This window comes from Marinobacterium zhoushanense (assembly GCF_014641945.1).
In the GTDB taxonomy this organism is placed as follows: domain Bacteria; phylum Pseudomonadota; class Gammaproteobacteria; order Pseudomonadales; family Balneatricaceae; genus Marinobacterium_D; species Marinobacterium_D zhoushanense.
The window spans coordinates 306,924-331,203 of the sequence record NZ_BMIJ01000006.1 but is presented as its reverse complement, the minus strand read 5'-3'; the positions used below and the strand labels follow the sequence as shown (position 1 = coordinate 331,203).

18 protein-coding genes and 1 tRNA gene are annotated in these 24,280 nt (G+C 57.3%); 6 read left to right on the top strand and 13 right to left on the bottom strand.

Features of this window, described 5'->3' with window-relative positions; translation table 11 throughout:
* The first annotated feature begins 4 nt into the window (after positions 1 to 4).
* Together IEX40_RS15710 and IEX40_RS15705 are read left to right on the top strand one after the other, a co-directional pair.
* On the top strand, positions 5 to 1,030 hold the full coding sequence (locus tag IEX40_RS15710) for an ABC transporter permease (protein ID WP_188749966.1): 1,026 nt from the start codon (positions 5 to 7) through the stop codon (positions 1,028 to 1,030).
* Positions 1,027 to 2,646, top strand: a complete 1,620-nt coding sequence (locus tag IEX40_RS15705; protein ID WP_188749964.1) for an ABC transporter ATP-binding protein — start codon at positions 1,027 to 1,029, stop codon at positions 2,644 to 2,646. The genes IEX40_RS15710 and IEX40_RS15705 overlap by 4 nt, the downstream gene beginning before the upstream one ends.
* Positions 2,647 to 2,684: 38 nt before the next feature.
* Here IEX40_RS15705 and IEX40_RS15700 read toward each other — a convergent pair whose 3' ends face one another.
* The 5 genes from IEX40_RS15700 to nfuA all read right to left on the bottom strand — a co-directional run bounded on the left by IEX40_RS15700 (position 2,685) and on the right by nfuA (position 8,527).
* Complete coding sequence (locus IEX40_RS15700) at positions 2,685 to 4,562, bottom strand: SurA N-terminal domain-containing protein (protein ID WP_188749962.1); 1,878 nt, start codon at positions 4,560 to 4,562, stop codon at positions 2,685 to 2,687.
* 104 nt (positions 4,563 to 4,666) lie between these two features.
* A tRNA-Asp gene (locus IEX40_RS15695) sits at positions 4,667 to 4,743 on the bottom strand.
* Positions 4,744 to 4,772: 29 nt separating this feature from the next.
* Positions 4,773 to 5,048, bottom strand: coding sequence for an HU family DNA-binding protein (locus tag IEX40_RS15690; protein WP_036191212.1), 276 nt, complete (start codon positions 5,046 to 5,048; stop codon positions 4,773 to 4,775).
* 136 nt (positions 5,049 to 5,184) lie between these two features.
* Positions 5,185 to 7,608 (bottom strand): endopeptidase La, encoded by a 2,424-nt coding sequence (gene lon / locus IEX40_RS15685; RefSeq protein ID WP_188749960.1) that lies wholly within the window; start codon positions 7,606 to 7,608, stop codon positions 5,185 to 5,187.
* Between the two features lie 325 nt (positions 7,609 to 7,933).
* Positions 7,934 to 8,527, bottom strand: coding sequence for a Fe-S biogenesis protein NfuA (gene nfuA / locus IEX40_RS15680; protein ID WP_188749958.1), 594 nt, complete (start codon positions 8,525 to 8,527; stop codon positions 7,934 to 7,936).
* 149 nt (positions 8,528 to 8,676) lie between these two features.
* Between nfuA and IEX40_RS15675 the strand changes: the two genes are divergently transcribed.
* Entirely contained in the window at positions 8,677 to 9,855 is a 1,179-nt protein-coding gene (locus IEX40_RS15675) for a cation:proton antiporter domain-containing protein (protein ID WP_188749956.1), read from the top strand.
* On the opposite strand, the gene IEX40_RS15670 is transcribed toward IEX40_RS15675, so the two are convergent.
* On the bottom strand, positions 9,852 to 10,844 hold the full coding sequence (locus IEX40_RS15670; protein ID WP_188749954.1) for a glycosyl transferase family protein: 993 nt from the start codon (positions 10,842 to 10,844) through the stop codon (positions 9,852 to 9,854). The genes IEX40_RS15675 and IEX40_RS15670 overlap by 4 nt on opposite strands.
* Positions 10,845 to 10,986: 142 nt before the next feature.
* Between IEX40_RS15670 and rlmD the strand changes: the two genes are divergently transcribed.
* Together rlmD and IEX40_RS15660 are read left to right on the top strand one after the other, a co-directional pair.
* Positions 10,987 to 12,342, top strand: a complete 1,356-nt coding sequence (gene rlmD, locus IEX40_RS15665; protein WP_188749952.1) for a 23S rRNA (uracil(1939)-C(5))-methyltransferase RlmD — start codon at positions 10,987 to 10,989, stop codon at positions 12,340 to 12,342.
* Positions 12,336 to 12,977 carry an RluA family pseudouridine synthase gene (locus tag IEX40_RS15660; RefSeq protein ID WP_188749951.1) on the top strand — a complete coding sequence of 214 codons (642 nt, stop codon included), beginning with the start codon at positions 12,336 to 12,338 and terminating at the stop codon, positions 12,975 to 12,977. Before rlmD ends, IEX40_RS15660 begins: the two co-directional genes overlap by 7 nt.
* Positions 12,978 to 13,007: 30 nt before the next feature.
* On the opposite strand, the gene IEX40_RS15655 is transcribed toward IEX40_RS15660, so the two are convergent.
* The 5 genes from IEX40_RS15655 to dapA all read right to left on the bottom strand — a co-directional run bounded on the left by IEX40_RS15655 (position 13,008) and on the right by dapA (position 22,198).
* Positions 13,008 to 13,961 carry a 2-hydroxyacid dehydrogenase gene (locus tag IEX40_RS15655; protein WP_188749949.1) on the bottom strand — a complete coding sequence of 318 codons (954 nt, stop codon included), beginning with the start codon at positions 13,959 to 13,961 and terminating at the stop codon, positions 13,008 to 13,010.
* A gap of 106 nt (positions 13,962 to 14,067) precedes the next feature.
* Positions 14,068 to 18,900 (bottom strand): NAD-glutamate dehydrogenase, encoded by a 4,833-nt coding sequence (locus tag IEX40_RS15650; protein ID WP_188749947.1) that lies wholly within the window; start codon positions 18,898 to 18,900, stop codon positions 14,068 to 14,070.
* 243 nt (positions 18,901 to 19,143) lie between these two features.
* A complete protein-coding gene (gene purC, locus IEX40_RS15645) occupies positions 19,144 to 19,857 on the bottom strand; it encodes a phosphoribosylaminoimidazolesuccinocarboxamide synthase (RefSeq protein WP_188749945.1) in 714 nt (237 codons plus the stop codon).
* Between the two features lie 50 nt (positions 19,858 to 19,907).
* Complete coding sequence (gene bamC / locus IEX40_RS15640; protein ID WP_188749943.1) at positions 19,908 to 21,311, bottom strand: NlpB/DapX family lipoprotein; 1,404 nt, start codon at positions 21,309 to 21,311, stop codon at positions 19,908 to 19,910.
* 11 nt (positions 21,312 to 21,322) lie between these two features.
* Positions 21,323 to 22,198 (bottom strand): 4-hydroxy-tetrahydrodipicolinate synthase, encoded by an 876-nt coding sequence (dapA, locus tag IEX40_RS15635; protein WP_188749941.1) that lies wholly within the window; start codon positions 22,196 to 22,198, stop codon positions 21,323 to 21,325.
* Positions 22,199 to 22,386: 188 nt separating this feature from the next.
* On the opposite strand from dapA, the gene bcp reads away from it, so the two are divergent.
* Entirely contained in the window at positions 22,387 to 22,836 is a 450-nt protein-coding gene (bcp, locus tag IEX40_RS15630; protein ID WP_188749940.1) for a thioredoxin-dependent thiol peroxidase, read from the top strand.
* Between the two features lie 28 nt (positions 22,837 to 22,864).
* Here bcp and IEX40_RS15625 read toward each other — a convergent pair whose 3' ends face one another.
* Both IEX40_RS15625 and IEX40_RS15620 read right to left on the bottom strand, forming a co-directional pair.
* Complete coding sequence (locus IEX40_RS15625) at positions 22,865 to 23,944, bottom strand: AI-2E family transporter (RefSeq protein ID WP_188749938.1); 1,080 nt, start codon at positions 23,942 to 23,944, stop codon at positions 22,865 to 22,867.
* Complete coding sequence (locus tag IEX40_RS15620) at positions 23,937 to 24,221, bottom strand: sulfurtransferase TusA family protein (protein ID WP_229680793.1); 285 nt, start codon at positions 24,219 to 24,221, stop codon at positions 23,937 to 23,939. Before IEX40_RS15620 ends, IEX40_RS15625 begins: the two co-directional genes overlap by 8 nt.
* Positions 24,222 to 24,280: the final 59 nt, after the last annotated feature.

The following is a 24,280-nucleotide window of genomic DNA, read 5'->3' as shown; positions in this document are numbered from 1 at the left end:
CGGGATGACATTGACACCCATCCAGAAGCGGCGACTGAATGCATTCAAACGCAACCGTCGCGGATACTGGTCGCTCTGGATCTTTCTTGCCCTGTTCATGCTCAGCCTCGTCGCCGAGCTGATCGCCAATGACAAACCGCTACTGGTCGAGTTCGAAAATGAACTCTACACCCCGATGTGGATGAACTACTCGGAACTCACCTTTGGTGGCGAATTCGATACCCCGGCCGACTATAAGGACCCGTATATCCAGGAGCTGATCAGCGAAGCCGGGGGCTGGATGCTGTGGCCACCAATCCGCTTCAGCTACGACACCATCAACTACGACCTGCCGGTACCGGCCCCCTCCCCGCCCTCGGCGGAAAATTGGCTTGGCACCGACGACCAGGGTCGCGACGTGCTCGCGCGGGTGATCTACGGGTTCCGCATCTCGGTACTTTTTGCCCTGGTACTGACACTGATCAGCTCGGTAATCGGCGTTATGGCCGGCGCCACGCAAGGCTATTACGGCGGCAAGATCGATCTGCTGTTTCAACGCTTTATCGAGATATGGTCGGGCCTGCCAGTGCTGTTCCTGCTGATCATCCTGGCCAGTCTGGTCGAGCCCAACTTCTGGTGGCTGCTGGGCATCATGCTGCTGTTCTCCTGGATGAATCTGGTCGACGTGGTACGCGCCGAGTTCCTGCGCGGGCGTAATCTGGAGTATGTAAGGGCCGCTCGTGCACTGGGCCTGGGCAACCGGCTGATCATGTATCGGCACGTACTACCCAACGCCATGGTCGCGACCCTGACCTTCATGCCGTTCATCTTTAACAGCGCCATCGTTACACTGACCGCACTGGACTTCCTCGGCTTCGGTCTACCGCCGGGTTCCCCCTCACTGGGAGAGCTGGTTGCACAGGGCAAAGAGAACCTGCACGCCCCCTGGCTTGGTATCACCGCATTCGTTGCACTCTCACTGATGCTGACCCTGCTGATCTTCATCGGCGAAGCGGTACGCGATGCCTTCGATCCAAGGAAGATGCTATGACCCAGACCCTGTTCACTATTGAAGAGCTGTCGGTCGGCTTCGGCAACCCTGCGCAAAACGCTCCCGTGGTCAAAAACGTCAGCTTCTCACTGGAGCGTGGCAAAACCCTGGCACTGGTGGGCGAATCGGGTTCGGGCAAGTCGGTCACGGCGCTATCCCTGCTCAAGCTGCTCCCTGCCCACCAGGCCAACTATCCGAGCGGTCGCGTACTCTATCAGGGTGAGGATCTGCTTCAGGCCAGTGAGTCCCGCCTGCGCCAGATACGCGGCAACCGAGTCGGCATGATCTTTCAGGAGCCGATGACCTCACTCAATCCGCTGCACAGGATAGAACGCCAGATTACCGAAACACTACGCCTGCACCGGGGTCTGAAGGGTCCTCAAGCCCGTGTCCGCGCCCTGGAGCTATTGCAGCTTGTCGGTATCGATAACGCCGAGGAGCGCCTGAATCATTACCCTCACGAGCTTTCGGGCGGACAACGCCAGCGCGTCATGATCGCCATGGCACTGGCCAACGAACCCGAGTTGTTGATCGCCGATGAGCCCACCACGGCGCTGGACGTGACCATCCAGCAACAGATTCTGGAACTGCTCAAGGAGTTGCAGCAAAAGCTGGGCATGTCGGTGCTGCTGATCACCCATGATCTCAATATCGTGCGTCGCTACGCCGATCAGGTATGCGTCATGTATCAGGGGGAGATCGTAGAGCAACAGGGCTGTCGCGAGCTATTCGACGCCCCCACCCACCCCTACACCCGCAAGCTGCTCGACGCCGAACCCAGAGGGCGGCCGCAACCGCTGAATGCGACCCCGGCACCGCTGCTTCGCACCGATCATCTGCGGGTCTGGTTTCCGATCAAACGCGGCCTGTTCAAGCGCACCGTCGACCACTTCAAAGCCGTGGACGGTGTATCGCTCGAACTTCATCGTGGTGAGACGCTAGGCATAGTCGGCGAGTCGGGGTCGGGTAAAACGACCCTGGCAATGGCACTGCTGCGCCTGACCGCATCCCAAGGCCAGATTCGGTTCAAGGACCAGACGATCGAACAGCTCAATCAGGCCGGAATAAAGCCGCTGCGCCGGCAGATGCAGATCGTGTTCCAGGATCCTTATGGCAGCCTCAGCCCCCGCATGTCGATCGCCGAGATAGTGGCCGAGGGGCTTGAGGTACAGGGGATAGACGATCCGGACGAGGTTGAGGCCAGGGTCATCCAGGTATTGCGGGATGTAGGCCTGGACCCCGAGGTGCGCCAGCGCTACCCGCACGAGTTTTCAGGCGGTCAGAGACAACGCATCGCCATCGCCCGCGCACTGATCCTGAAGCCGGAGCTGATAGTCCTGGATGAACCCACCTCAGCGCTGGACCGTACCGTACAGAAACAGATCGTCGAACTTCTACTCGAACTGCAACGACGCTATCGCCTGAGCTACCTGTTTATCAGCCACGACCTATCGGTTGTGCGCGCCCTGAGTCATCGCGTGATGGTGATGCACCACGGCAAGGTGGTCGAAAGCGGCCCCGCCGATGCAGTCTTCTTCACGCCGCAGCACAGCTATACGAGAGAGCTGCTCTCAGCGGCTTTCGGCGCTGAACACAATGTAAAAAGCCGGCATTAAAGCCGGCTTTTTGTCTTAACACGCAATCAATCCACTAATCAGTTGATCTCGACCTCTGCGCGCTGACGCAGTTCCTCAGAGTGCATTTGATAGATCTGCTGGCCGCGCTGGTTCGCGATCATAGTCGACAGCGCCTTGCGCTCCTCATCGCTCAGTTCGGTTGAGCCGTCGGTGACGCCCTTGAGAGCGACTATCACCCGCGAACCGTTACGCAGAGCCACGCTGGAATAGCGAGGCGCCTCGCCTTCCGGACGCGCCATGGCGAAGGCTTCACGCAGTACAGCAGCAGGTACCGACTGATCACCACGATCGACAGCTTCAGCCTCTTCCCATGCCTTGTCGGCATCCAGCTCAGCGAGTGTTTTGCCTTCTCTCAGCGCCAGCAACCAGCTATCCGCCTGCTCGGCGAGCTGTGCGGCGGCCTTCTCCGCCCGCAGTTGAGATTCGATACGCTCACGCACCTCGTCAAAGCCCAGCTGCCGCGGCTTTTGATGCTCTCTCAGGTGGAGCACCAGTGTGCGACCGGAGTCCAACTCGATCGGATCGCTGTTGAGCTGGTCGTTGAGCACCTGATCGGTAAATGCGGCATCAATCGCCTTCTGCGAGCTGCTGACAAGATCCGAGCCACCGGCACGCGAGAACAGCTCGGTGGAGCGGATTCGCAATCCCAACTCCTCGGAAACGGGCTGGAGGTCGTTTGACGAGAACGCCAGATCCGACAGCCGCTCAAGCGCCGCCACATAATCCAGCTCAGCCTTATCCTGCGCGACCTGATCGCGCAGATCGCTTTCGGCCTCGGCCAGCGTCGGCGCCTCTGTCGCCTTGATCGCCTCCAGCTTGATCAGGTGATAACCGAACTCCGTACGAACCGGTTCAGACACCTCTCCCGGCTTGAGATCGAACAGCGCATCTTCGAACGGCTCGACAAACACACCGCGACCGTTGAATCCAAGTTCACCACCCTCTTGAGCCGAACCAAGATCCGCCGACTCACGTTTGGCCGCTTCAGCAAAGTCGGCTCCAGCCTCGATCTCCTGGCGAAGCTCTTGTGCACGAGCCAACGCGGCATCGGCATCTCGCTCGCTATTGATATCGATCAGAATATGACGGGCGGAGCGCTGCTCCTCCGATTTGAAGCCAGCGATCATTTGCTCATAGGCAGCCTTGATCTCGGACTCACTTACCTCATCCGGCTTAGCCAGCGCGGTCCGGTCAAGCAAAACATAGTCGACCGCCACCCGCTCTTCAGTGACCAGCGACGCCGCCTGTTTATCGTACGCGGCCTGCAGCTCCTGCTCATCGATATTGATCTCGGCAGGATCCGCTTCCAATGTCACATAAGCCAGATCACGCACCTGGCGATCCAGCGAGATCAGCCGCTCGAGCTCCTCACCGGTGGTAAATTCCGACAGCATGTAGCCCGCCTGGGCCTGCTGAATCAACTTTTCCTTGCGGATCAGATCGCGGTACATCAGCGGAGTAAAGCCGGCACTGCGCAGCACAGCCTCATACTGATCGCGGTCGAACTTGCCATCGAGCTGAAACTGGGGGGTCGAAACGATGATCTGATCGACCATCTGATCGGACAGATGGAAACCCATCTCATTCGCCGACTGCAGCATCACCTTGCGCGAAATCAGCCCTTCGATGACCATTTGGCGCAGCATATTCTCGTCGATGGCTGATGGATCCGCATTCTCTCCCATCTGGGCCAACAGCTGACGCCGCTGCAGTTCCATACCCTGGAACAGCTCTTGGTTAGTGATATCTTCGCCGTTGACCTCAGCCGGTGCCGGCTCCTTGTTTGTCAAACTAACCAGCGATTCAACGCCCCAAAGCGCGAACGTCAGCGCGATCAGGCCCACGATCACCTTTGCGATTATGCCCTGAGAGTTTTCCCTGATGGTTTGAAGCATTGTCTGCAGTAACCCTGTTTTGGTCTGTTGCTCTGAGTTGATCAAAATACCCGGAACAGGTTCAACAAAAAAGCGCATTCGGGTTGAATGCGCTTTTTTCTATCTGGCGGAACGGACGGGACTCGAACCCGCGACCCCCTGCGTGACAGGCAGGTATTCTAACCAGCTGAACTACCGCTCCCGAACCTGATCAGTAAACGGAACGGACTGTTACTTGTTAACAGCGTCCTTCAGAGCCTTACCAGGCTTGAAAGTCGGCAGAGTAGCCGCCGCGATTTCGATCGGATTTCCGGTCTGCGGATTACGGCCAGTGCGCGCCGCACGCTCCTTCACTGAAAAGGTACCGAAACCTACCAGCGCAACGGATTCGCCTTTCTGAAGTGCTCCGGTTACAGCTTCCAGTGCAGCATCCAGCGCACGACCAGCAGCGGCCTTAGGAATATCGGCTGAATCGGCAATTGCGTCGATCAGTTCAGACTTGTTCACATTGTTCCCCTTTTATGTATCGAGTCGTTATTTTGCTATAACTGAAAGTCTTACCCAGCATGTAGTCAGGCACTTTATACCAACTGCCCAAAACAGGTGTCAACTGGCCCAAGCCCTTTTATTCCGCGGCCTGTGGCTAATGAGTGCTCAATTGACCGGACTCATTCTTGCCGTTCTTGGGCTCCCCCGCAACCACTTTATCCTCCTCTTCGGTCAAAGGCTTGGGCTGAAAGGAGAGCGCAACATCAAGCACCTCATCTATCCATTTAACCGGCTTTATGTCGAGATCGGCTTTGATATTGTCCGGAATCTCCTTAAGATCGCGTTGATTTTCGTCAGGGATTATCACGGTTTTTATGCCGCCCCTGTGCGCCGCCAGCAGCTTTTCCTTGAGCCCGCCGATGGGCAAAACCTGTCCGCGCAAAGTGATCTCACCGGTCATCGCGACTTCAGAACGAACCGGAATCTGGGTCAGTGCAGAAACGAGTGCCGTGCACATGCCGATACCCGCACTGGGGCCATCTTTCGGTGTTGCCCCTTCCGGCACATGGATATGCAGATCGTGCTTCTCGTGAAAGTCTGAGCGGATACCCAGCGCACGAGCCCGACTTCTGACCACGGTCATCGCTGCCTGAATCGACTCTTTCATCACATCGCCCAAAGAGCCGGTATGGGTAAGCCGACCTTTACCCGGCACCACAGCGGCTTCGATGGTGAGGATATCGCCCCCGACCTGAGTCCAGGCCAAGCCGGTAACATGGCCGACCAGATCCTGCTCCTCGGCCATACCATAGTTGTACTTGCGTACACCGCAGTAGTGCTCGAGATCATCGCCGGTAACCCGCTGACTCTTCGCTTCGCCGCCCAAAGTAATCTCCTTGATCACCTTGCGGCAGACCTTGGCAATCTCACGCTCGAGACCGCGCACACCCGCTTCACGGGTGTAGTAACGAATCATGCCGATCACCGCAGAATCGTCGATCTCAAGCTCTTTCGCGCGCAGGCCGTTCTGTTTAATCTGTTTTGGAATCAGATATTTAATAGCAATATTGAGTTTTTCATCTTCGGTATAGCCCGGTATCCGGATGATCTCCATACGGTCAAGCAGCGGGCCCGGAATGTTCATCGAGTTGGAGGTGCAGACAAACAGCACGTCGGACAGATCGTAGTCGACCTCCAGATAGTGATCGTTGAAGGTGCTGTTTTGCTCCGGATCGAGCACCTCCAGTAGCGCCGACGCCGGGTCACCGCGATGATCCATGCCCATCTTGTCGATCTCGTCGAGCAGGAACAGCGGGTTTTTGACACCGATCTTGGACATCTTCTGAATCAGTTTGCCCGGCATGGAACCGATATAGGTCCTACGATGGCCACGGATCTCGGCTTCGTCGCGTACACCACCCAGCGCCATACGGACATACTTGCGATTGGTCGCACGGGCAATGGAGCGGCCGAGAGAGGTCTTACCTACGCCCGGAGGCCCAACCAGGCAAAGAATCGGTCCACGCAGCTTCTTGACCCGCTTCTGCACTGCCAGATACTCGATAATGCGCTGCTTGACCTCTTCCAGACCGTAATGGTCTTCATTGAGAATTTTTTCCGCCCGTTTCATATCCATGCGGACCTTGGTTTTCTTGGTCCAGGGAATCTGCAGCATCCAGTCGATGTAGCCGCGCACAACCGTGGCTTCGGCACTCATCGGCGACATCATCTTCAGTTTGTTGAACTCGGCCAGAGATTTGTCCAGCGCCTCCTTCGGCATACCAGCTGCTTCGATCTTGCGCTGCAGCTCATCCAGGTCGCTGCCGCCGGATTCGTCCATATCACCGAGCTCTTTCTGAATCGCCTTCATCTGCTCATTCAGATAGTACTCGCGCTGACTCTTCTCCATCTGCTTCTTGACCCGACCGCGGATACGTTTCTCGACCTCGACCAGATCGATCTCCGCCTCCATCAGCGACATCAGGTGCTCCAGGCGCTGACGCGCGCTGAGCATCTCCAGCAGACTCTGTTTCTCGTCCAGTTTCAGTGCCATATGCGCCGCAATGGTATCGGCCAGGCGGCTCACATCATCGATATTCTGCAGTGAAGACAGCACTTCGGACGGGATCTTTTTGTTGACCTGGATATAACGCTCGAATTGATCCAGCGCCGTACGCTTGTAAACATCGGTTTCAGATTCGCCAATGTTGTCGGTATGCAGCACCTCGACCGTAGCGGAGTAGTGATCTTCCTGATCCAGCATCTCCACTACGCGCGCGCGCTCGTCGCCCTCGACAAGCACCTTGACCGTGCCGTCTGGCAGTTTGAGCATCTGCAGTACCGTGGCGACCGTTCCTGTCTTAAACAGGTCATCGAAAGAGGGCTCATCCTCGGATGCGCTGCGCTGAGCCAACAGCAGGATCTGCTTATCGCTCTCCATCGCCAGCTCAAGTGCCTGAATAGACTTTTCCCTACCGACAAAGAGCGGGATGACCATGTTCGGGTAGACCACCACATCGCGCAGTGGCAATACCGGAAGCTCTACGGTCACCGCTTCGTTTGCTTCATATTGATCCATGATGAGTGCCTCTTTGCAGCGCACCAGCCTTGGGGCCAATGCAAAAAAATCTGGAATTGGTCCATCTATGGGGGCCGATTGGATTATTGCAACCGGTCAGGTCCAATTTGCGTCGTTCGGCGGGTGAGAGTGAGACGTAATTGAAGTTATAACAGCTATGCTGGAGGCTCACAAACCTCAAAACCTGATTAACGGTCTTGCAGGAAAGAATTTCATCTAACGCCGAAGGCGGCTGGCGCGAAGGGATTGAGCCAGGCCCCTAGGCGCTGGCGACAGTCAAAACTGGCAGCAGGCGGAACTGGCGCTCCGCCCGATGCGAATCGGATTACTTGTAGTAGGCGTTGGTGGTTTCGGTATGGTCGGTCACATCACGTACGCCAGCAAGACCCGGCACGCGCTCAAGCAACGTGCGCTCGACGCCATCTTTAAGCGTCAGATCCACCGCACTGCAGCCCTGACAGCCGCCGCCAAACTTCAATACCGCGATTTTGCCAGCCTCTGCATCGACCAATTCGACCAACTTCACCTCACCGCCGTGGGCGGCCAACCCGGGGTTGATATCGGAGTAGAGAATATAGTTAATCTGCTCATCGATCGGGCTATCCGCAGACACCTTCGGCGTCTTGGCGTTCGGCGCCTTGATCGTCAACTGCCCGCCCATTCGATCCTGGGCAAAGTCGATTGTGGCCTCCTCAAGATAGGGAATACTGGTACGCTCTATATAGAAGCGCAGCTGTTCCATATCCATGATCTCGTCTTCCGGATTGACCTCATCAGGACGGCAATACGCCAGACAGGTTTCGGCATAGGGCGTACCGGGCTGGGTAACAAACAGCCGTACTGCGATCCCCTCAACCTCCTGCTTGGCCAGCAGCTCAGCCAGGTATGATTCAGCGCCTTGAGTAACGTTGATATCCATAGTTCACAAAAACCTATCAGTACATTTCGAACAGCCAACAGCATACACGTTTATCAAACCCGAGTAAATTGATAAGGTATTATAACAACCGATGCAGCCCGGCTCCGGTCTCTGGTAGACTGTCACTCCTGCAGTAAGGAGTGCTGAGCATGGTGGAACATTCGGTTGTCTTTTCCTTTTTCTTGATTTTCAGTGGCGCCGCGATCCTCGCCTCTATCGCACTCTATACCCGACAACCGCTGCTAGTCGCTTATATCGTCCTGGGCGCCGCGCTCGGTCCATGGGGCATCAAGGCGGTATCCGATACCAACCTGCTGGCCGATATCGCCCACGTCGGCATCATCTTCCTGCTGTTTCTCCTCGGACTCGACATGCAGCCAGCGCATCTGCTGCATATGTTGCGCAAAGCCACGCTGGTCGCCGTGGCCAGTTCGATCGCGTTCATGGGGATAGGCTATGGCGCCGGCGTACTGTTCGGCTTCAGCCAAATCGAATCGCTGGTGATCGGTGCCGCACTGATGTTCTCCAGCACCATTATCGGTATCAAGCTGCTCCCCACTACCGTGCTGCATCACCGCCATACCGGTGAGCTGGTCGTCGGGCTGTTGCTGCTCCAGGACGTGGTCGCCATACTGGTTCTGCTGCTATTGAACAGCGGCGGCGAGGGGGGCTCCGAGATGGGCACCGGCATGAGCTTTGCCCGTTCGATGCTGGCACTGCCGCTACTTGCGCTGTTCGCCTGGGGTTTCGTGCGCTGGGTATTACTGCCGCTACTACAGCGCTTCGACCGCTTTCATGAGTATATCTTTCTTTCTGCGATCGGCTGGTGCCTCGGGCTCGCCGAGGCTGCGGTATATGTCGGACTGTCGGCCGAGATGGGGGCATTTATCGCCGGCGTTGCACTGGCTACAAGCCCCATCTCCCAGTACATCGCTACCAGTCTCAAGCCGCTACGCGATTTCTTCTTGATCTTGTTTTTCTTCTCGGTCGGCGCCAGCTTTAATCTGACCCTGATAGACGACATCCTGCTACCCGCGCTTGCGCTGACGGCAGCCGTACTGGCCCTGAAGCCGGTCGTGTTCCGCTACCTGTTGCAAGGGATCAGTGAATCGGCCGACACCGGCTGGGAGATAGGTTTCCGCCTGGGCCAGATCAGCGAATTCTCATTGCTGATCGCCTATCTGGCCTTTGCCGGCGGGCTGATCGGCACGGAAGCCTCGCATGTGATTCAGGCCACAGCGATACTCAGCTTCCTGCTGTCAACCTATGTGGTGATCTTCCGCTACCCCTCCCCGATTGCTGTTTCGGACCGGCTACGCCGGGATTAGAAGCGGCAGCGATCTCGACGGGCCCAACGCTCGCGCGCCTGCTCGATCAACCGGTCGGTATCGGCCGGCTGGTCCGGTGCCAGTAAGCGCAACACCATGGCCAGTGTTGAGATAACCGCGCCTTCACCGTAGGGATGTTCAATTTCGCCTCGCCACAGGCGCAGCAGATCCTGTGGATCAAGCTGCTCGTCCTTGACCAGACGCTGGGGGTATAACCGCGGCCAGACTCCGGTACTCAACTCCCCGTTCAGGATCCAGTGCAGCTCGCAGTCACTGTCCGGCTTTACTTCCGCCTCACCACCATCCCCCCGCACCGTCACAGCCTGGTGGGTACCCAGCAACAATGCCGTTTGTTGATGCATGGGCGCATAGGGTGGGTGAAAAACTCCGTCAATGGTGACCTCCGCATCCAGCGGATTCAGCATGCGACACAGGGTATGTACCGGGGAGCGCAACCCGAGGATATTGCGCAACTGGATGATCTCACCCAGCGGTGGGCAGAGCTGATCGATCGACATGAACGCGAAGCCCCTGTCCTGAAGGGCAGCGTCCACCGACGCCCAATCCAGACAGGGCTCGATACCAAACATACTGAGCATATCTTCGCTATACAGGCGCCCGGCCGTATGACCGCGGGCACCGTGCATAAACACGGGCGCGCCCTGCTCGGCCAACAACAGAGCCGCCAACATAAACCAGGGCAGATGGCGCTTCTTGCCCGCGTAGGTCGCCCAATCGATGGCAGCGCCGATCCCCTTGGGCGGTTGGTAGCGCGCGCGCACCGCATCGGCAAAACCGGCGAGTTCCTCTGGAGCCTCCTCTTTTACCCGCAGCAACATCAGAAACGCGCCCAACTGCTCGGGACGGATCTGCTGATCGAGAATCATCCCCATCGCATCCCGCGCCTCATCACGCGTCAGCGACCGACTCCCCTTCTTCCCCTTGCCAAGAATACGCACATACTGTGCAAATGGGTGTTCCTGAGCCATACAGCTGCTCCTCCATCAGAAACCTGTGGCCCGACACGGACCTGTTTCGCCTATTCTACAACAGTGCCAAGACGGCCGCTCAGCAGGTGACAACTCTGAGCTCCAACCTTAGAATGCCCTGCTCTTTTCCGGGATTCCTTCGATGAGCCGAAAACGTATTCGATTCGGTGGTCCAGCACGCCAGAGTGCCGCAACCACACCGACTCAGCTTGACGCCGAAGTCCACAACCTCAGTCTGGACGGGCGCGGCGTTGCACGTGTGGATGGCAAGACACTGTTCATCAGCGGTGCACTGCCTGGGGAGCGGGTACGCGCACGGGTGACCACTCGCCACAAACGTTTCGATGAGGCGGAGACACTGGAGGTGCTGCAGGCGAGCAGCGAACGCCAGACGCCCCCCTGCGCCTACTATGGCCGCTGCGGTGGATGCCAGTTGCAACATTTGACACCCGAGGCGCAGATCCAGCACAAGGAGCGGCTGGTGTTGGATCAGTTGCAGCGTTTTGCCAATGTCACACCCGAAATCGTCGAACCGGCACTCCGGTCGTCCGATCTGGGCTACAGGCGCAGTGCCCGCATCGGCGTGAACCAGCGCAGCGATGGCGAGCTTCTGATCGGCTTCCGCCGCCAGAGCAGCAACAAACTGATCGATATCGACAACTGCCCGGTGCTGGAGCCCTCGATCAATGCTTTGCTGAGCGACATTCGCCCCTTGCTAAGCGACGCGGGCAATATCAAGCACGTCACCCATCTCGATATCAGCTGCGGCGACCAGTCGGGCTCGCTTACCCTGCGGCTCACCCGCCGGCTCAACGACGAGTGCATCTCAGCCTTGCAGCAGCTCTGCGAAGAGCAGGGTTTCAAGCTCTACCTGCAGGGCAACGACAATCAACTACAGGCAATAGCCACGGGCGCAGCGGAGCCGAGTTACAGACCAATCGAAGCAGGACCCGAGCTGCAGTTTGTTCCGGGTGATTTTCTGCAGGTCAACGCCGAAATAAACCGGCAGATGGTGGCACGCGCCATTCAGTGGCTCGCCCCGACCGCCACAGAGCGCGTGCTTGATCTGTTTTGTGGCCTGGGCAACTTCACCCTGCCCTTGGCGCAGCACGCCGGCGAAGTGATTGGCATCGAGGGTTCGGCCGAGATGGTGACGCGTACCCGCGATAACGCCAGTCGCAACGGTCTGGCCAATGTGAGCGTGTTTAAAAGCGATCTGAGCCAGGATATTCGCGATACCTCCTGGTACCAACAGGCCAGCGGCCAAGGGTTCGACCTGATCGTGCTCGATCCTCCGCGTGCCGGCGCCGAGGAGTGCGTACGCCAGTTGCGCCAGTATGGCGCGCGTGCGGTGCTCTATATTGCCTGTAACCCGGCATCGCTGGTTCGGGATGCACAGCTGCTGATCGAATCGGGCTATCGCATGACCCGCTTCGCGGTGATGGATATGTTCCCGCACACCGCCCATGTCGAGTCGATGGCGTTGTTCGAATGCTGAATACCGATGCGGATACCCCCGAGCTGATCTACGAGGACCGGGATCTGGTCGTCGTCAGCAAGCCGGCCAGTTTGCTGTCGGTACCCGGCCGGGGTGCCGATAAGCAGGACTGCCTATGGCGTCGCGTACAGCGGACGCACCCGACAGCCCGCATCGTGCATCGGCTGGATTACGCAACCTCCGGGCTTATGGTTCTGGCGCTGAATGCCCAGTCCCACCGCGCGCTCAGCATGCAGTTTCAAGAGCGTGAAACTGATAAGCGCTATCAGGCGATTGTCAGCGGCCAGCCAGAGCCAAAAACGGGCGAGGTTGATCTGCCACTGCGTTGTGATTGGGAGCGGCGGCCGCTGCAGATCGTCGACCATGAACAGGGCAAGCCGGCACTGACCCGTTGGCAGGCGGTCGGAACCTGCGCACAGGGTAGCCGCATACTGCTGTTTCCGGTGACCGGACGCTCTCACCAGCTCAGGGTGCATATGATGGCGATCGGTCACCCGATCATCGGTGATGCTTTCTACGCCCCGGAGCCGATCCGTGATCTCAGCCCCCGTCTGCTGCTGCATGCGGATCGCCTGGCGTTGACCCAGCCATCGAGCGGGCAACGTCTGGAGTTTGAATCCAGCTGCCCGTTCTAGGGGCTCACGCCATCACCGCACCTTCGTCACTCAGAGATTGACGCAGCGCTCTTGCCGCCCCGCCTTGAAGGCGCGAATATTCTCCTCGGTCTGTTCGATGATACGATTGCGCGCGCGGACGCTACCCCAGGCACAGTGCGGTGTCAGGATCAGATTGGGAATATCTTCAGCCAATAGCACATTGCCGTTGCGCGGAGGCTCCTCGGTGAGCACATCAACCGCGGCGCCACCCAGCTGACCTGAGCGCAGCGCGTCAGCCAATGCCGCCTCGTTGACAATGCCGCCACGGGCTGCATTGACCAGAAAAGCGCCCGGTTTCATCTTCGCCAGCGCATCGGCATCGATAAGATCACGGGTATCATCGCTCAACGGGCAGTGCAGGCTGATGACATCGGCTCGCTCCAGTAGGTGCGTAAATGCGACTCGTCCCGCCGGCACCTGATCGCTTCCCGGTCGGGCTGACACGATCACGTTCATCCCCAGCGCCTCGGCCAGACGCGCGACCGCCTGGCCCAGCGCACCAAAGCCGACAATGCCCAAGGTGCGTCCCGCCAACTCGAGAATTGGATAATCGAGCAGACAAAACTGGGTCGCCCGCCCCCAATCGCCGTTGCGCACAGCGCGGTCGTAGTCGAGCAGATGGGTATGTAACGCCAGTATCTGGGTCAGCACATGTTGCGCCACAGAGGTCACCCCGTACCCCTGAGCATTGCAGACCGGTATGTTGCGAGCACTCGCCGCCGCCAGGTCCACATTATTGACTCCGGTCGCAACGACGCATATCAGCTTCAGCTGATCGGCAGTCCGGATCAGCTCCGCACTCAATTGCACCTTGTTGACGATCACCAGCTCGAACCCTTCGATACGCTCGGCGACCTGCTCGGGCAGCGTACCCGAGTAACAGACAAGTTCATCCACGCAATTACGGACCGGCGTCAGATCCAGGTCATCCAGACTCTCGGTATCGAGAAATACAGCACGCATGCAGAAACTCCATGGCAAAAAAAGGGGAAGGTCTTGGCCCTCCCCCTGTACTTTAGCGGATCAGTCAGACCGGCTCGACCTCTTGCAGCCAGAATCCATGCCAAACTCAGCTGCCATGCGCCAGCTCCACCAGCTCGCGGATCGCGACGGCAAATACGGCACTGTCAGGCTCACTGACCGAGCCCAGGTCTGACAACACCTGATTCCATCGCGCCAGCATGACTTCATTGGTATTGAGCCAGCGCTCTACGCAGACCTGACTGGGCGGTATCTCGCCCGCTTCCTCTGTTTCAACACCGCAGGAACGCGTCAACACGGAGTGGGTAATGGCGCGCTGCTGGGTATTGAGCTCCTCACGAAACCCATCACGCGCAAGGGACTTCCAGTGAGTATCCTGCTTCATCGCCTTGATCTGGCGATCGACCCGGTAAAGATCCAGGCGGTCACCGAGCATAAAGTAGACATCAGCCACCCGCTCCAGCGGCTCACCGGTTTGATGCTCGGTGGCGATAATACCGAGCAGGGTATAGAGGCTGTCGAACGAAGCGGCCTGTACGGCCAGCTTCGGCGGCACCCCTTCCTGCTCCAGCTCATCGTAGCGCGCCTGCCAAGCCGCCAGCGGCTCGCCTGTCAGACGCTCGGCCAGGGTCAGCGACATGCTCTCGACACCTGGCCGGAACTGGCTGACCAGCGACTCTGGGTCGATCTGTTGACGGTAGGTGTTCAGGATCCAGTTCGCGGCCCGACGCACCAAACGCTGCAGATCAGCCATCATCCCCTGGAGCATCTTCGCAGGCACCCTGTTGTCGAGCTGCTCCATCTGCGCCCAGAGCGGATCCATGCCGAAGATATCACGGGCGGCGATGTAGGATGCGGCGATATCTGCTATCTCCCGCCCCGTTGCCTGATGCATCCGTAGCGGGAAGGTGATCCCCATACGGTTGATCATGCCGTTGGCAACCTGGGTAGCCAGAATCTCGGCACGCAGGCGGTGGCGGTCGACCTGCTCACCGTAACGCTCCACCAGAGCCTGAGGGAAGGCTCCCAGTATCTCGCGTACGATATAGACGTTGTCAGCGAGCCAACTGGCGGTCAGCACCTCCTTAAGCTGCGCCTTCACATAGGAGATGAGGACCGACAGCTCCGGCCGGGTCAGGGACTCCCCACGTTCCTTACGTTCGACGATGGCGTCATCCGCAGGGATGAACTCAAGTGAGCGCACCAACCGACCGCTGTTTTCCAGTTCATTGATCAGACGTCGGTAATCATCCACCGCGCGACGGACGTTGTCCTGGGCCAGGCTGATGGCCAACGTTTGGCTGTAGTTGTTTTGCAGCACCAGTCGTGCCACCTCTTCCGTCATCTCGCGCAGGAAGATATTGCGCTGCTTGACGGTCAAATCACCGTTCTCGACCACTTCGTTGAGCAGGATCTTGATATTGACCTCATGGTCTGAGCAGTCAACGCCACCAGCATTGTCGATAAAGTCAGTGTTACAAGCACCGCCATTGAGCGAAAACTCGATGCGTCCGAGCTGAGTGAAGCCGAGGTTGCCCCCCTCACCCAACACCTGGCAGCGCAAGTCCCTGCCGTCGATGCGCAGGCTATCGTTTGCCTTGTCGCCCACGTCAGCATGCGATTCAAAGCTTGCTTTTACGTAGGTACCGATACCGCCGTTCCAGATCAGATCGACACGCGACTTGAGCAGTGCCGAGATCAGGTCGCTCGGCGCCAAGCGATCCGCCGTGATATCGAAGCGTGCCTTCATCTGCGGCGTGATCTCGATCCACTTTGCAGCGCGAGAGAAGACACCGCCTCCGGTCGAAATCAACGATTCGTCGTAATCGGCCCAGCTCGAACGTGGCAGCTCGAACAAACGCTTGCGTTCACCGAAGCTTGCGGCCGCATCCGGCTGAGGATCGATGAAAATATGTAGATGGTTAAACGCGGCAACGAGCTCAATATGCTCGGACATCAGCATACCGTTACCAAATACATCACCGGCCATATCGCCGATACCCACCACCGTAAACGCCTGAGCCTGGGTATCGATTCCCAGCTCACGGAAGTGTAGCTTGACTGACTCCCAGGCCCCGCGCGCCGTGATCCCCATCTTCTTGTGGTCGTAGCCCTGAGAACCGCCCGAGGCAAAAGCATCGCCCAGCCAAAAACCAAATTCGTCGGCGATGGAGTTGGCGATATCGGAAAAGGTTGCGGTTCCCTTGTCAGCGGCGACAACCAGGTAGGGGTCGTCTTCATCGTGACGCACCAGCTCGGGCGGCGGTACCACGGCGCCCTCAACATAATTGTCGGTCACATCTAGCAGGCCGCGAATGAAGATCTTGTAACAGTTGATCCCCTCCTCCAGCACCTCCTCGCGACTACCGTTGACCGGTAACTGCTTGGCGACAAAACCGCCCTTGGCGCCCACCGGCACAATCACCGCGTTCTTCACCTGCTGCGCCTTCACCAGCCCAAGCACTTCGGTGCGGTAATCCTCTCGACGATCCGACCAGCGCAGGCCGCCACGCGCAACCCTGCCGCCCCGTAGATGGACGCCCTCCACTCTGGCCGAATACACAAAGATCTCGAACATCGGTCTGGGCAGGGGGATATCGCCGATTTCGTGGGGATTGAGCTTGAAGACAAAATAGTCCTTCGCCTCCCCCTCCGCGGTTGGCTGGAAATAGTTGGTTCTCAAGGTGGCCCGGATCAGCTCCAGGTAGCGGCGCAGGATCTTGTCGTCGTTGAGATTATCGACCTTGTCCAGAGCATCGACAATGCTGCCGGCGATGCGCTCGGCCAGCGCCTGAACCTTGGAGCTGCTCTGCCGTTCCGGTTCGAAACGCGCGCGGAACAACGCGACCAGGAGGCGCGTGATATACAGATGGCGCGACAGCGTATCTGCGATATAGGGCTGGCTGAAACCGAAACGTATCTGCTGATTATAACGCGCGTAAGCGCGCAGCATCGTTACCTCACGCCAGTTCAACCGGCCGCCGATGACCAGCCGGTTGAACTCGTCATTCTCGGCACGGCCGCTCCAGATATTGAAGAACGCATCCTGGAAGATCTGCTTTACCTCTTCCAGATCCACCGTCTCCGAACTGTTGTAGTAAAGCGTGAAATCATGGATCCAAAACCGCTCGCCATCACGACGTCGCACCATATAGGGATGTTCGCCAACCACGCGCATGCCCAGGTTTTCCAGGAGCGGGATGATGTCTGAGAGCACCAGCGGGTCGGCTCGATTGAACAGCTTGAACCTGAGCAGCTCGCGTGACTGTTCCAGCTGCCGGTAGAAACTCATGCTGATACGCTGCCCCTGGTCGAGCTTCTCGATATGCTCCACGTCGAAAACCGCATTACTCGGTGTAAAGTGTTCCCGATACGCCGATGGAAATGCGACGCGGTAGCGGTTGGCCAGGTGATTGCCCCGCTCCTCCCCGGAGGCATCCACCAGCGCATGGTGCAACTCATCGGACCAGGAGCGCGACAGCTCGGCCACCTCCGCTTCAAGCTCTTTCAAGTCAAAACTGGTCTCTTTATCCGGGTCCACCGGCAGCACGAAATAGACACGGGTCAGAATTGATTCGCTGTAATAGGTATTGAACTCGGAATCGAGCGCATCAAGGCGGTTGACCAGCAACTCCTGCACCTGGGTTCGCAGTGCGGTGTTGAAGATATCCCTCGGTACGTAATAGAGCATGGAGTAAAACTTGCCACAGGCATCACGGCGTACCAGCAGGCGCACCTTACGCCGCTCCTGCAGATTGAATACGCCCATGGCGTTGTTGAACAACTCCGCTCGAGTCGATAACAGCAGTTCATCGCGGGGCAGGTCGCCGAGTATCTGCACCAGGGATTTAGCGCTGTTACCACCCGGTGTAAAACCGGCCTTTTCCAACACATACTCCACACGTCGACGCAGGACCGGGATGTTCTGCGGCGGCTCAGCATAGACCGGTGAGGTGTATAGTCCGAGGAACCGGCATTCCCCGATAACATTACCCTCTTTGTCGAAGCGCTTGACCACCACAAGATCGCCGTAGGCCGGCCGGTGCACTCGCGACCGCTGATCGTCTTTGGCAAACATCAGCGGCTGCGGCGTCAGCAAAAAACAGTGCTCTTGAGAGCGAGGGACCACCGACTGCCTGTTTCTCAAGCGGCATATGCCAAGTGTGTTTTCTTCAACGTAAACGACCTTCAGCTCCTCTTCGCTTCGATCGAATACGACCTCCTCATAACCGAGGAAAGTGAATCTGTTCTGCAACAGCCAACCGAGGAACTCGCCGGCTTCGACACAGGTCTCCTTGTCAGGTGTGCGCAGTTTCGACACCTCTTTGCGCAGTACATCGATGCGCTTACGCATGGCGTCAAAATCAGCCACTGCAGCCCGTACCTGCTCCAGAACTTCGGCGATGCCCTGCTCGACCCCCTTTAGCTCTTCAGCATTGCTGTGACGGTCCACTTCGATATAGATCAGCGCTTCACGAGTACCTTTTTTCGGATCAGCCAAAACCTGTGCGCTGCTCTCAGTGCGCTCGACGCTGATTACGCCGCTGTGAACAATATGGATCGACAGCCCGCGCCGGTTCAGCTCCATGCGCACGGAGTCGACCAGGAACGGCATATCCCGGTGCAAAATCTGAATTACGGTGTGACCACAATGCCAGCCATGACGCTCCAGATCCGGATTGAACACATGCACCTTCTGATTGCCGCCATCCCACTGCTGGAGGTGCTCCCAACATGAGAGCGTCGCGCCATAGAGATTATCGAGACTGCGCTCGGCCAGCTCTTCCAGCGGAGAGACGCGATAATATTGCTGCATGAAATCGATGACGGGTTGCTGATCCCGCTCCGGGACTCGAGCGGTGATCATCTCTACAAGTTGGTTCAGAATCTTATTTTTCTGTTCTGTGCGCCGTTCAGACATCTGCCTCTCTCCATCGGGGCTTAGAGTTCCACCTCCTAAGGCTAGACCAGGGCCCGGAGGTTTGCGATCCAAAGATGATACCGAATAAGCCATTATTCCATACTTGCAGAATTCAGCAGTAGATTATTTTGCATATATTAATTTGATCAGATATTTATAACGCCAAAAAAACATCAGATATAAAAAAGCCCCGAACAATGTCGGGGCTTTTCAGAGTTTCAACGACTGATCAATGATGGCTGATCAACCGAAATCGATCCCTAACCGCTGACCCACCTCTTCGTAGGCTTCGATGACACCACCCAAGCCTTGACGGAAACGGTCCTTATCGAGTTTCTTGCGGGTTTCCTTGTCCCATATACGGCAGCCGTCGGGAGAGAACTCATCGCCCAGGACCAGCGCACCGTCGCACATGCCGAACTCAAGCTTATAATCGACCAGCAGCATACCCGCATCGTCAAACAGCTTCTTGAGCACATCGTTCACCGCAAAGGTCAGTTCTTTTGCACGTGCCACCTGCTCCTTGGTCGCCCAGCCAAAGGACTCTATATGGTATTCATTTACCATCGGATCACTCAGGGCGTCGTTCTTGAGGAAGAACTCAAAGGTCGGCGGGTGTAGATCCATCCCCTCCTGCACGCCGTATCGGCGGCAGATCGAACCGGCAGCAACGTTGCGTACCACACACTCGACCGGAATCATCTCCAGACGCTTTACCAGGCTTTCGGTATCGGAGAGCAGACGCACGAAATGGGTAGGAATCCCCGCCTGCTCCAGCTTTTCCATGACAAAGGCGTTGAACTTGTTGTTCACCATCCCCTTGCGATCAAGCTGTTCCACCTTCTTGCCATCAAATGCCGAAGTATCGTTACGAAATTCCAGCACCATCAGATTCGGATCGTCGGTGCTGAATACCGATTTAGCCTTACCGCTGTAAAGCTCTTCACGCTTTTCCATCAATTTCTCCAAAAACCCTGAACTTCAGGGATCAAACGAACCAATCAGGCTCAACTATCACCCTGCGGCAGGTGGTCTTTAAGGGTCCAGAGGATCTCCTCCGCAACCAGATCCGGTGCAGCCAGCCCCTGATCGGTCAACACCGACAGGAATACACCGTTGCGGGTACGGTTCAGCTTAAGCTGGTAACGCCCGGTATGCTCGTAGGCATTGGTCTCGCTATTATAGACGCCGCTGTCGCCGTCTCCGAAGACATAGATAACCTTACCACCCAGCCAGATCTTATAGCCTTTGCGATTGGCCAGGTTGTTGGGATCGGCCAGGTCTGTAGCAGCCAACTCCCCGTCGGAAGCCGCAATATCTTCCGATGTCTTCGAGCTGTAGCTGATTGTATCCTGCTTATCCGCACCGTCGCCGAAGCCCATCGCCGCGCCAAGAGAACCGGTATCCAGTCTGATCTCCTCGCGGTCGGAGTGCAGCCACTCGAAGAAGCCCATTCGCTCGGTATCGTCCACCGGCGTGGAGGTGGTATAGGTCAGGTAGATCAAGCCGGCCTGCTGATCTCGAGTACCGACATCGATGTTCGCCTCATCCAAAGCACTTGCCAGCTGATCCCAAGCCTGGTCGATGGGGGCAGACAAACGGAGTACCGGATGACCGCGCGAGTCCCGCCCCAATTGCGAACTTTGCTCCTGCGCTTTGTTCTGCATCGCCAGCAAGCTCTGAGCATCGGGCTCCGACGACTTGCTCAGGTAACGCAGCATCTCGAACATCATGTCGGCCTTGTATGCCACGTCCTGCGACTGGTTTTCCCAATCGACAGAGCTGACCTCCTGCGCCAACGGATATTTCACATGCTGCATGCGGATCGACGTACGTTCGTAGTTGTCCTGATCCGGACGTAGGGAGATGCGCAGCTTGTTTCGGCTATCACCCTCGATATCCTGGAAGGTCAACCGCTTGATCCAGCCGTCGACAAAACCGTAGTTGTCGCCTTCAACGGTAATCCAATCGGTTTCCATGACCCCCTGACGCGGATCGACGAGCGCCAGGTCGATATCGTTGAAGGCCCAAAACTCCTGCAACTTGACCCACACGTCCGCAATTGGCTCGTCGACAACGAGGATCCGCTCACCATCTTCACGCTTCAGATTGACCTTATCGGTACCGGCCTCAACATAAAAGAACTCCGGCCTGGGTACGGTAAAATCACCCTGACGAGCACTGGCAGTGGCACCGACGCTTGGGACTACCAGCTGATCTTGAGTCTGCCGCGCACGCATTCCCGGCGGCAGCGTCAAGCGCTCACTGGCCCCGGCACGCTCATAATCCTGCCCACGATCGCGCACCAGTCCGTTATCGCCATAAATGGCGTTATCCTTAAGCGCACCGCAGCCACTCAGCGCAGCGGCGAGTCCTACCGCCAGTAAAGTGTGTGATACCTGTTTGCTCATATCCCTGCCTGTCAGATGACGCCGCTTTCACGCAGCGCGTTACGAACTTCCTCATGATACTGCTCAGCCAGCACGGTCAACGGCAGGCGAATGCCGGTCTCGATCAGCCCCATTTCGCACATTGCCCACTTCACAGGGATGGGATTAGGCTCAACGAACAGCTTGGTATGCAGCGGCATCAGTTTCTGCTGAAGCGCACGCGCCTCTTCGGCCTTACCCTCCAAGCCCAGCCTGCAGAGTTCCGCCATTGCGGCTGGCGCAACGTTGGCCGTCACCGAAATATTGCCCTGGCCGCCAAGCAGGATCAGTTCGATAGCGGTCGCATCGTCACCGGAGTAGACGGCAAAATCTGCCGGCAGTTTCTCGATCAGTTCACGGGCACGCACCAGATCCCCGGTCGCCTCTTTGATACCCACGATATTGGGATGATCGGCCAGACGGAAGACGGTTTCCGGCTTCATATCGCAACCGGTGCGGCTGGGAACGTTATACAGGATCTGTGGGATATCGACCGCATCAGCGATCGCTTTGAAGTGCTGATACATCCCTTCCTGGGTCGGACGGTTGTAATAGGGGGTTACCAGCAGGCTGTAATCGGCTCCGACGCTTTTCGCGCGACGGGTCATCTCGATCGCCTCACGCGTCGAATTCGCTCCGGTTCCTGCCACGACAGGTACTCGACCGGCAACACGGTCAACCGTGCGCTTGATGACTTCCAGATGCTCGTCATAATCCAGCGTGGCCGACTCGCCAGTGGTACCCACGGCACCAATAGCTGCCGTACCCTTCTCCAGATGGAGGTCGACCAGTTTGTCCAGCGCGTCCCAATCGACATCACCGTTAGCATGCATAGGGGTCACGAGCGCTACAATACTGCCGCGAATCATCTCTCTCTCCATCAACTTGAGCCCGAGTATGGTACTGTCGCCATGCCGAAGGAACAACCGCACGACCGATTGAGATCCGACAGGCTTTTGATATCGTAAAAGGCTGGCATTTTAAACGAATTAGCGCTCGCTAGCGTAGTGGGTCGCGCCACTTTTCACAACCGTCTATCCCTCAAGGAGTTAACACCATGCTAGAAGCAGGACAGCCCGCCCCGGATTTTAACGCCAAAGACCAAAACGGTGACCCCATCAGCCTGGGTCAATTCCGCGGTAAGAAGGTCGTGCTCTACTTCTATCCCCGCGATAACACGCCGGGATGTACCGCCCAAGCCTGCGATCTACGCGACAATTACGATCGTCTGCAAGCCGCCGGTTACCAAGTGATCGGCGTCAGCACCGATAACGAAAAAAAACACCAGAACTTTATCGCCAAGTACTCACTGCCCTTTCCGTTGATCGCCGACACCGACAACGCGGTGCATGAGCTGTATGGCACCTGGCAGCTGAAGAAGAACTACGGCAAGGAGTACATGGGAACGGTACGCACCACCTTCCTGATTGACGAAAACGGCATGATCACCGAGGTGATCAAGAAGGTAAAAACCAAAGAGCACACCGCACAGGTTCTACCCGAATAACCTACCCCCCCGACGCAAGCACAACCCCTTAACCGGGGTTGTGCTCGACTTGCGATGTATCGGCCTCTTTCGGCCAAGCGTTGAAGATCGCCTTGACCAGGGTTGCCAGCGGAATGGCAAAGAACAGTCCCCAGAACCCCCAAAGGCTTCCGAATATCAGCACCGACACGATGATCGACACCGGGTGCAGGTTGACCGCCTCGGAAAACAGCAGCGGCACCAGCACATTGCCATCGAGCGCCTGGATCACCGCATAGGCGATCATCAACCACATGAACTCCGACCCCCAGCCCCACTGAAAGAATGCGATAAGCGCGATCGGCAATGTCACCAGCGCCGCACCGATATAGGGAATCAATACCGACAGCCCCACCATCAGCGCCAGCAGCGCCGCATAGTTGATACCCAGCAGCACGAAGGTTATCCAGGTGACGCCGCCGACAATCAATATCTCAATCGCTTTGCCGCGCACGTAGTTGGCGATCTGTACATCCATCTCATGCCAGATACGGGTCATCATCTGGCGTTTATCGGGCAGAAATGCGGAAAAAGAGGCCAGCATTGAGTCCGCATCCTTGAGAAAGAAAAACACCAGAATCGGCACCAGCACCAGATAGATCGCCAGAGCTGCGATGCCGGTCAACGAATTCAAAGAGAAGGTTACCACCCACTGACCCAGACGGCTGAGTTCGGTCGCCGCTACTCCGATCAACTGCCTGATCTGATCTGCCGAGACCAGATTAGGATACTTTTCCGGCAGTAGCAGCAGCAGGTTCTGCACCTGCCCCACCATCCTGGGCAGCTCGTTGAACAGGTTGACCAGCTGACGCCAGGCGATCGGCATGACGAAAAGCAGAAACGCCGATACAAACCCGATAAAGAAGAGGAATACCAGGATCACCGAGGGCAGATGAGGCATCCCGCGATCATGCAGCCAGTTCACCAGCCCCTGCATCAGAAAGGCGAGTATCAAGCTGGCAAATACCGGCGCCAGCGGTGCACCCAAAAAAATCACTACCGCAAGGCTGGCGACCAGGATCAGGAACAGAAACAGTGCTTCCTCATCGGAAAAATAGCGATCTATCCATTTGTTCAGAATCTTACGCATTCGGCTTATTGCCCCCTACCTGAGCAGATGGTCCGCGCTTTATGATATAGATGTACTGTTCACCTTCGGTGAACGAATTGAGCATTTCATGGTCGCTATGCTCAACGTAGACGCGAAAATCCCTGACAGATCCGGCATCGGTTGCGATAACTTTCAGCACCTCACCCGGCGCCATCTTATTAAGCGCCTGCTTGGCCTTGAGTAGCGGTAACGGACAGTTGAGTCCACTGGCATCAAGCACCTGGGTAACATCCGAATCTGCGGGAATTGGCTGCACCAAACTTAATACCTCCGATCGATGAAGAGCTGTATGCGACGCACTTTATACCAGATTCG

Coding starts and splice junctions, on each gene's coding strand:
- IEX40_RS15700 (WP_188749962.1), bottom strand. CDS start 4,562: ATGCTTCAAACCATCAGGGAAAACTCTCAGGGCATAATCGCAAAGGTG.
- nfuA (WP_188749958.1), bottom strand. CDS start 8,527: ATGGATATCAACGTTACTCAAGGCGCTGAATCATACCTGGCTGAGCTG.
- IEX40_RS15625 (WP_188749938.1), bottom strand. CDS start 23,944: ATGCGTAAGATTCTGAACAAATGGATAGATCGCTATTTTTCCGATGAG.
- IEX40_RS15705 (WP_188749964.1), top strand. CDS start 1,027: ATGACCCAGACCCTGTTCACTATTGAAGAGCTGTCGGTCGGCTTCGGC.
- IEX40_RS15675 (WP_188749956.1), top strand. CDS start 8,677: ATGGTGGAACATTCGGTTGTCTTTTCCTTTTTCTTGATTTTCAGTGGC.
- purC (WP_188749945.1), bottom strand. CDS start 19,857: ATGGAAAAGCGTGAAGAGCTTTACAGCGGTAAGGCTAAATCGGTATTC.
- dapA (WP_188749941.1), bottom strand. CDS start 22,198: ATGATTCGCGGCAGTATTGTAGCGCTCGTGACCCCTATGCATGCTAAC.
- IEX40_RS15710 (WP_188749966.1), top strand. CDS start 5: ATGACATTGACACCCATCCAGAAGCGGCGACTGAATGCATTCAAACGC.
- lon (WP_188749960.1), bottom strand. CDS start 7,608: ATGGATCAATATGAAGCAAACGAAGCGGTGACCGTAGAGCTTCCGGTA.
- bcp (WP_188749940.1), top strand. CDS start 22,387: ATGCTAGAAGCAGGACAGCCCGCCCCGGATTTTAACGCCAAAGACCAA.
- IEX40_RS15660 (WP_188749951.1), top strand. CDS start 12,336: ATGCTGAATACCGATGCGGATACCCCCGAGCTGATCTACGAGGACCGG.
- IEX40_RS15670 (WP_188749954.1), bottom strand. CDS start 10,844: ATGGCTCAGGAACACCCATTTGCACAGTATGTGCGTATTCTTGGCAAG.
- IEX40_RS15655 (WP_188749949.1), bottom strand. CDS start 13,961: ATGCGTGCTGTATTTCTCGATACCGAGAGTCTGGATGACCTGGATCTG.
- bamC (WP_188749943.1), bottom strand. CDS start 21,311: ATGAGCAAACAGGTATCACACACTTTACTGGCGGTAGGACTCGCCGCT.
- IEX40_RS15650 (WP_188749947.1), bottom strand. CDS start 18,900: ATGTCTGAACGGCGCACAGAACAGAAAAATAAGATTCTGAACCAACTT.
- rlmD (WP_188749952.1), top strand. CDS start 10,987: ATGAGCCGAAAACGTATTCGATTCGGTGGTCCAGCACGCCAGAGTGCC.